Raw genomic sequence first — 8,001 nt, 5'->3', positions numbered from 1 at the left:
ACAGTTGGCCGACGAGCGCCGAGCAGCACCCGGCCGTCCACCCAGTCGGCGAAGGGCACCCAGCGCGTCACGGCCACCGGTTCCGGGTTGTGCACCAGCATCACCGGAGCCTTCAGCGCGTACCGCGCCCAATCCGTGCCCGGGTCGTCCCCGCTGGCACCCAGAATTGGACCACAGCGTGCGGAGTCCATCTGGCCCCACACCCGCTGCCTGGCGGAAACCCAGCCGGTGAACTCGCCGCCGAGCATCGGCGAGTTGGCCGCGATCGCGATCATCGTGGGACCCAGCGCGTGCGCCAGCCGCACCCGCGCCGCCCATCCCTCCTGCGGCCCGGCGTCCAGGTTGACCTGGATCGACGCGGTGGACGTCATCATCGCCGCGCCCGCCTCCCCGGAGCGGCTGGCGGCGAAGAACTCCTCCATGGCGCGGTAACGCGCGCCGGGGTTGATGCGCTTCGGGGGCCGCAGCGGGTCCGCCCCGAGGAAGACAAGACCCAGCCCCGCGTCGGCGAAGGCCGACCGCAGCACGGCCTGGTCACGACTCATCGCCTCGATGGCGGCCACCGCACCGTCCGCAGGGGGCCCGGACAGTTCGACGGCCCCTCCCGGCTCGACGCTGACCTTGCTGCGGCACGGCAGCGAGGGCAACGTCTCGAGTACGGCGCGGATTTCGTCCCAACTCGGCCGGCGGTACGGATCGGCCGGATCGTGGCAATGCCCTTCCACCTCGAGGCCGACGGATCCCAATGGGGCGTCGACCAGGCAGGCGTCGGCGACGTATTGCGCGGCGGAAGCGGAGTCGGCCAGTTCCGCTTGAGCGGCGCTGACGGCGGCGAACGTCATATCGCGATCCCTCCGGGCCCGGGCACGTGTCGCATTACTTCATCTTGCAGATCGCCCCGACATATTCCCGACTACGTGGTGCGACCTTATTGACCCAGCGCGTTCTGCATTGCCCCGGCCAGAACGTTGACCGCGGGGCCCGCGTTGCCAGACTGGCAGACCTTGGCCTGGAGCAGAACGTTTTCTCGCAGCCTGGTCTGATCGAAGCACCGGCGATCGGTTCCCGCTTCCTGCTTGGTCCAGTTGGCGTCGGTACCCGTTGCGGGACCGCCGTCGAACGACCACACCTGTGTGATCCCATTGTCCAGGTGCATCGCGGTGGTCTGCCCGGAACAGCCGACGGTGCGGTCCACAACGCGATGGAAGGCCCGGCCCGCGGCGTCGTTGGTGGCGAAAACTCCGATCGCCTGCTTGACGTAGTGGGTCTGGTCGCTAGCCGACGTCTGGGCGGTGGCTCCGTTGAACGACGCCAGGTCGGGATCGTTGTAAACCTCGGGCAACCCGATATCCGCCCAGTTGTTGCAGACCGGGAGATCGACCGAATATCCCTGCAACGGCTGGGTGAACACCGACTCCCAGCCGATCGGCCCACCGACGATGTTGCCGACCGATCCCTTACCGAGGACCGCATAGTTCACCACTCCGGGGTCCGACGGGTGGGCTGCGGCAACAGGGGCAATGGGAGCGCCGCCAGCTGCCCCGACGGCCAGGCCGACGGCCAACACCGCGGCGGAGAGCCGCATCGTCGCTGCCAATTCGCCCGGCTAAACCTTGGCCGAGACGTCGACGTCGACGTTGCCCCGGGTGGCTTTGGAATACGGGCACACCTGGTGTGCCTGCGCCATCAAGTCGTCCGCCGCGGACTGTTCCAGGCCCGGCAGGTAACCGACGATCTCGCCGGTGAGCCCGAATCCGCCCGCGGAATCCTTACCGAACCCGATTTGCACCGTCACGTTGGTGGCGTCCTCGAGCTTCACCTTCGACTTGCCGGCCACCAGGCGCAGCGCACCCAGGAAGCACGCAGCGTAACCGGCGGAGAACAGTTGCTCGGGATTGGTGCCTTCGCCGTTGCCGCCCATCGCCTTCGGCGGGCGGGTCTCGAGGTCGATGCGGCCGTCGTCGGACTTGACGTGGCCGTCGCGACCGCCGCCGGTGGCGGTGGATTGCGTGGTGTAAACGACTTCAATGGTCATGGGTTTCGATCATGCCAACCCGCTGCCCCCCAGCGAACGTCGGGTTGTTGAGCCGGAATCGACGACGGAATCGCGCATCAACTCGACGCTGGGCGCCAGTCACCAGGCCGCTACGGGCGAGGCGGCGCCGGCGCGCTGGTCGTCGGCGATTGGCTGGGCCCACCCGGACCAGCCGGGCCTGCCGGGCCGCCGGGCGGCGGGGGACCGAAGCCCGGCGGCGGGGGGAACGGAGGAACCATCCCGGGGCCATACGGGCCGCCGTACTGCCACTGGCCACCGCCGGGACCCCACGGCTTGTACATCATGCCGTGGTGATAACGCTGGTAGCAGTGGCCGCCAAACCCCGCGATCGCGGCGCCGGCGAAGAAGATGGTGGCAACGATGAAAACGACGCCGGCGACGATCACCACCCAAGCAGCCACGACATAGAGCCTCGGCGGCTTGGCCCGCTCATAGGCCGGCGTTGGCGGCGGAGTCGCGACGGCGGACGTGGTGGGGGTTGGCGCGTCAGATGTTTCGCTCATGCCTTGAATACTGCCTCGAACCCCAACCGCCGTAACAGCTTCCGCCGGCAAAAGATGCTGTGAATTGCGCAGCCCGGCGCTCGCGCGAGCGCCAGGCTGCTGGTTGTTGACCGAAGTGGTGCTACGGCGTCCGGGACGGAACGACCGAAGACGGGACCTGGCTGGGTCCGGGAGCGCCGGGAGCGACGGACGCCGGCCCACCCTGGTTGGCGCCCTGGTTGGCGCCCGGACCGCCCGGGCCGCCAGGGCCGCCAGGCCCGCCGAATCGGGGCGGATGCATCATCATCGCGTGGTGCTTGTGGTGGTGGCCGCCATGACCGTGGTGACCGAGCGCCATTCCGGTGAAGAAGATCACCGAGATGATGAACACGATCCCGGCGACGATGGCGACCCAGGCCGCGGCGATGAAGACGCGGGGGGTCCTCAGCGGCGCTGCTTCGGCCGTGGCCGCTGGCGCGGCAGCAGTTGCGGTAGGTGTCCGCACGGTTGGGGTGTCTGATGTTTCACTCATGAGACACATGATGCGGGCCTCAACAGTAGCTGCGGCTATGCGTTACTTAGGTAGCAGCTGTGAGCTGAAAACGCGCTTCACGTGCCCAAACGCAGGTTGGACAGCGGCGCATCCGCCGACTAATTCTGGCCGGTGACCCACGGGTCGTTGGGAATCTGACCAACGTACGGCACCCAGTGATAGCTGCCGTCGCAGATGATGGCCTGACCGTTGGGGGCGACGGCTCGCCGGCCGATGTCTGCGCCGATGCACTGTTCGCCGACAACATGGTCGGCCCTGGGTACCGCGATCGCCGCACCGGCTGTCATGGTCGCAATGGCTCCGGCAACGGCGAACGCAGCCAATGCTCCTGCGATGCGTGGTCGATTCATTCTTTTGCCCTCCGCGAGCACGTCACGTTGGCTGTCTCCCTGTCCCGACCAGGGTGAGCGGGACGCTAACAGAGCCGTCAACGGCTGGGCGGAGGTTTCGCTTTATTCCGGCTTGAACGGGTTGACGGCGAATTGAATCACCCGGTACGGCGCGCTGACCCGGGCTCGGGTGTCCCATTGGCTCACGAAGATCCGCAACTCGTCGAGGGTGGAACCCGGCGAGATGTAGCCGCCATAGGGCTGGGCGAGGCGATTGTCGTAGGGGGGCGGCAGGCTTTCCGCGGGGTCGGGCCACTCGTCGTGCTGAACGACCGTCGTCACCGGCGCGCTGCCCAGCGACGTCGGGTCGTCGGCCACCCGGACCTCCATGTCGCCCGTGGTCGCGTTGAAATACGACAGCACGCTCTTGCCGTCGATCTGCCGGATGCACATCTCCCCCACCTTGTCCCCCCACAGCGGTGTCGGGGGCTTGTTCCAACCGCCCCCGGGCCCGGCCGCCCAGCCCTGCCACCTCGACCGGTCGGTGAAGGCCTGCGGGGTGGACCGGTAGAGCACGACCGGATCTCTGCGAGTGAAGCTGTTGGCGACGATGTACACCCAGCCAGTCGGCGAATCGGGGGTGGGGATCGGGTCGTAGTACCCGCTGATCTGGGTCTGCGAGCCGTTCTGGTAGGAGGCGGCGCGCCGCGAACCCGCAATGGTCTGCCATCCCGCCCGCGCCGGTTCGGCCAGCACTAGCCGCGACGTCTGCGGCTCTAGGTTCTTGGTGGTGGTCACGAGCAGATAGTTGTGCCGGTTGATCTCGACCACCCCCGCGGGCAGCTGCGAGCTGCCCGGCGGCGTCGGATCGGCGAGCAGTGGTTTGCCGATGCCGGTGACGCCGGTGTAGCGCACCCCGGCGGGGTCGTCGACCGACGCGGTATCGACGTGCAGCGCGACCGGCGAATGCCAGCCACCGAAACCGACTCCCTGGCCGGCAAAGCTGTCACCGCAGATCTGCAGCAACTCTGTGGGGAACGCGAGAAATTCGCACAGGTCGGTCGCCCCGATGCCGTACTCGCCCGTGGGGGTTCCGGTGCCGGCCGTCGGCCCGATGCGCAGCACTTGACCGGGTGCCAGCGGCTGCAGGATTGGCTCGGGCGACGGCGCCGGCGGGTCCGCATGCCCGATACCAATCCAAAAGTATTGAGCCGCAAGCACACTGGATATCAGCAGCGAGCACCGCATCGCGGAACTCAGCCGCGGATTCACAACTGGGAGGCCAGCAGCTCGGCGATCTGGATGGCGTTCAGGGCCGCCCCCTTGCGCAGGTTGTCGCCCGAGATAAACAGCGCCAGCCCGCGACCGTCCGGCACCCCGGGATCGTGCCGGATGCGACCGACGAGCGATTCATCCACACCGGCGGCCGCCAGCGGCGTGGGCACGTCCACCACCTTGACCCCCGGCGCGCCGTCGAGCAGTTCACGCGCGCGCTCGGGCGACAACGGCCGCGCGAACTCGGCGTTGATCGACAGCGAGTGCCCGGTGAACACGGGGACCCGCACACAGGTACCGCTGACCATCAGGTCGGGGATGCCCAGGATCTTTCGGCTCTCGAAGCGCAGCTTCTGGTCCTCGTCCGTCTCGCCGGAGCCGTCGTCGACCAGCGATCCGGCCAACGGCACCACATTGAACGCGATCGGCGCGACATAGGTCTTCGGCGCCGGGAAATCCACCGCCGCGCCGTCGTACACCAATTGCTCGGCCTCCCCGACGACCGCTCGGGACTGAGTGAGCAGCTCCTCGACGCCGACGAGGCCGCTGCCCGACACCGCTTGGTAGGTCGATGCCACGATGCGCACCAGCTGCGCCTCGTCGTGCAGCACCTTGAGCACCGGCATCGCGGCCATCGTGGTGCAGTTCGGGTTGGCGATGATGCCTTTCTTGAGAGACCGGGGCACGGCGACGTCCCGGTCGAAGTTGACCTCCGACACCACCAGCGGCACGTCGGGGTCCTTGCGCCACGCCGACGAGTTGTCGATCACCGTGACCCCCGCCGCGGCGAACCGCGGCGCCTGCACCCGCGACATGGCCGAGCCGGCGGAGAACAAGGCGATGCCCAGGCCCGTCGGGTCGGCCGTCTCGGCGTCTTCGACCTCGATCTCCTGCCCGCGGAAGGTGAGCTTGCGGCCCTGCGAGCGGGCGGACGCGAAGAACCGCACGCTGCCCCCGCTCTCCAGGGCCGGAAAGCCTCGCTCCTCGAGGAGCATGCGCATCACGTGGCCCACCTGGCCGGTGGCCCCGACCACCCCTATGGCAACCATTTACCGCCCCGTCCCCGCATACACCGTCGCCGACTCCTCACCGCCGAGGCCGAACGCCTCGTGCAACGCGACAACCGCCTTGTCGAGTTCCGTGTCCCGGCACAGCACCGAGATGCGGATCTCGGAGGTGGAGATCAGCTCGATGTTGACGCCCACGGCGGCCAGCGCCTCGCAGAAGGTGGCGGTGACACCGGGATGGCTGCGCATGCCCGCCCCGATCAGCGACACCTTGCCGATGTGGTCGTCGTAGAGCAGTTGGGTGAACCCGATTTCCTCGCGTAGCGAGTCGAGCTTTTCCACCGCGGTGGGTCCGCTGTCGCGCGAGCAGGTGAAGGTGATGTCGGTCTTGCCGTCCTCGACCTTGGAGACGTTCTGCAACACCATGTCGATGTTCACGTCGGCGTCGGCGACGGCGCGGAAGACCTTGGCGGCATACCCCGGGATGTCGGGAATGCCGACGATGGTCACCTTGGCCTCGCTGCGGTCGTGCGCGACTCCGGTCAGGATGGGGTCTTCCATGGGGATGTCCTTGATCGATCCGACGACGACGGTGCCCGGTTTCTCCGAATACGACGATCGGACGTGCACCGGAATGTTGTAGCGGCGAGCGTATTCCACGCAGCGAAGCATCAGGACCTTGGCGCCGCAGGCCGCCATCTCGAGCATCTCCTCGAAGGTCACCCTATCCAGCCTGCGGGCGTTGTGCACGATCCTCGGGTCCGCGCTGAAGATGCCGTCGACGTCGGTGTAGATCTCGCAGACGTCGGCGCCGAGCGCCGCGGCCAGCGCGACGGCCGTGGTGTCCGAGCCGCCCCGGCCCAGCGTGGTGACGTCTCGGGTGTCCTGGCTGACGCCCTGGAAGCCGGCGACCAGCACGATCCGCCCCTCGTCGAGCGCGGTTTGCAGCCGGCCCGGCGTGACGTTGATGATTTTCGCGTTCCCGTGGGTGCCGGTGGTGATCACGCCGGCCTGTGAACCGGTGAACGAGCGGGCCTGCGCGCCCAGCGATTCGATCGCCATGGCCACCAACGCGTTGGAGATGCGTTCGCCGGCGGTCAGCAGCATGTCGAGTTCGCGCGGCGGCGGGGCCGGGCACACCTGCTGGGCGAGGTCCAGCAGGTCGTCGGTGGTGTCGCCCATCGCAGACACCACGACCACCACGTCGTTGCCCTGCTTCTTGGTCGCCACGATGCGCTCCGCAACGCGGCGGATCCGGTCGGCGTCGGCCACCGAGGATCCGCCGTACTTCTGCACGACGAGCGCCACTGTCACCCTTCCCCGCTGGCCTATGGGTTCACCACAGAATACGTGGACACGCATCGCGATTTTTCGTCGCAATGGGGTGGGCCGCGCGCCGAGCGTGGGCTCTAAGCACGGAAACCGCCGCCGCATTCGTCCATAGGCCCCACACTCGCCGGCCCGCACAGCGCGTTTTGGTGACGGCGCCGATCACGGTAGAGTGCAGGGCGTGCAGCGGGTGCTCCTCCTCGGCCGCCGCGACGGGGTCTGATCCAGACCGGCTTCCCGTCGCGGGTGTTCGCGATGCGCCGGTCTGAGGTTCCTACCGACACCCCGGAGCAACTACCGTGACTTCCAATCCCGACGCTTACACATCTACACGAGCGATCGTCAAACCCGCGGGCCCGCCCGCGCCCGACCAACCCGCCTGGAACCCGCAGCGAAACACGTCGATGCCGGTCGGCCGGTATCGGCCGTTCGCCGAGGAGGTCGAGCCCGTCCGCGTGGCCGACCGGACCTGGCCCGACCGCGTCATCACCCGGGCGCCCCTGTGGTGCGCCGTGGACCTGCGCGACGGCAACCAGGCGCTGATCGACCCGATGAGCCCTGCCCGCAAGCGCCGCATGTTCGATCTGCTGGTGGGCATGGGCTACAAGGAGATCGAGGTCGGCTTTCCCTCGGCCAGCCAGACCGACTTCGACTTCGTTCGCGAAATCATCACCGCGGGCGCGATTCCCGACGACGTCACCATCCAGGTGCTGACCCAGTGCCGCCCGGAACTGATCGAGCGCACCTTCGAGGCGTGCGAAGGCGCGCCCAAGGCAATCGTGCACTTCTACAATTCGACGTCGATCCTGCAGCGCCGCGTGGTGTTTCGCGCCGACCGGGCAGCGGTCCAGGCGATCGCGACCGATGGCGCCCGCAAGTGCGTCGAGGAGGCCGCCAAGTACCCCGGCACGCAGTGGCGGTTCGAGTACTCGCCGGAGTCCTACACGGGCACCGAGTTGGAGTATGCCAA

General features: G+C 68.0%; 9 protein-coding genes and 1 pseudogene. 1 reads left to right on the top strand and 9 read right to left on the bottom strand.

The window, feature by feature from the left end; translation table 11 throughout:
* The 9 genes from JO059_RS18070 to JO059_RS18030 form a co-directional block, all read right to left on the bottom strand.
* Positions 1 to 842 (bottom strand): glutamate-cysteine ligase family protein (locus JO059_RS18070; RefSeq protein ID WP_293321136.1); only part of this gene is annotated, 842 nt, incomplete at its 3' end.
* An 86-nt stretch (positions 843 to 928) separates the two neighbouring features.
* Positions 929 to 1,585, bottom strand: a complete 657-nt coding sequence (locus JO059_RS18065; RefSeq protein WP_293321142.1) for a sensor domain-containing protein — start codon at positions 1,583 to 1,585, stop codon at positions 929 to 931.
* A 21-nt stretch (positions 1,586 to 1,606) separates the two neighbouring features.
* Positions 1,607 to 2,035, bottom strand: a complete 429-nt coding sequence (locus JO059_RS18060; RefSeq protein WP_293321134.1) for an organic hydroperoxide resistance protein — start codon at positions 2,033 to 2,035, stop codon at positions 1,607 to 1,609.
* Positions 2,036 to 2,145: 110 nt separating this feature from the next.
* A complete protein-coding gene (locus JO059_RS18055; protein WP_293321132.1) occupies positions 2,146 to 2,559 on the bottom strand; it encodes a hypothetical protein in 414 nt (137 codons plus the stop codon).
* Positions 2,560 to 2,680: 121 nt separating this feature from the next.
* On the bottom strand, positions 2,681 to 3,079 hold the full coding sequence (locus JO059_RS18050; RefSeq protein WP_293321130.1) for a hypothetical protein: 399 nt from the start codon (positions 3,077 to 3,079) through the stop codon (positions 2,681 to 2,683).
* A 110-nt stretch (positions 3,080 to 3,189) separates the two neighbouring features.
* Positions 3,190 to 3,378 carry a hypothetical protein gene (locus tag JO059_RS18045; RefSeq protein ID WP_293321128.1) on the bottom strand — a complete coding sequence of 63 codons (189 nt, stop codon included), beginning with the start codon at positions 3,376 to 3,378 and terminating at the stop codon, positions 3,190 to 3,192.
* Positions 3,379 to 3,543: 165 nt separating this feature from the next.
* The gene (locus JO059_RS18040; protein ID WP_293321140.1) at positions 3,544 to 4,668 is read right to left on the bottom strand and encodes a DUF4185 domain-containing protein; all 1,125 of its coding nucleotides are present in this window, start codon (positions 4,666 to 4,668) and stop codon (positions 3,544 to 3,546) included.
* 20 nt (positions 4,669 to 4,688) lie between these two features.
* Complete coding sequence (locus JO059_RS18035) at positions 4,689 to 5,744, bottom strand: aspartate-semialdehyde dehydrogenase (RefSeq protein WP_293321126.1); 1,056 nt, start codon at positions 5,742 to 5,744, stop codon at positions 4,689 to 4,691.
* Entirely contained in the window at positions 5,745 to 7,010 is a 1,266-nt protein-coding gene (locus JO059_RS18030) for an aspartate kinase (protein WP_293321138.1), read from the bottom strand.
* A gap of 320 nt (positions 7,011 to 7,330) precedes the next feature.
* Between JO059_RS18030 and JO059_RS18025 the strand changes: the two are divergent.
* Positions 7,331 to 8,001: pseudogene (locus JO059_RS18025) on the top strand (2-isopropylmalate synthase); the annotation flags it as partial.

It is taken from the genome of Mycobacterium sp. (genome assembly GCF_019247615.1).
Lineage (GTDB): Bacteria > Actinomycetota > Actinomycetes > Mycobacteriales > Mycobacteriaceae > Mycobacterium.
The sequence above is the reverse complement of the archived record's forward strand: the minus strand, read 5'-3'. Positions and strand labels throughout refer to the sequence as shown.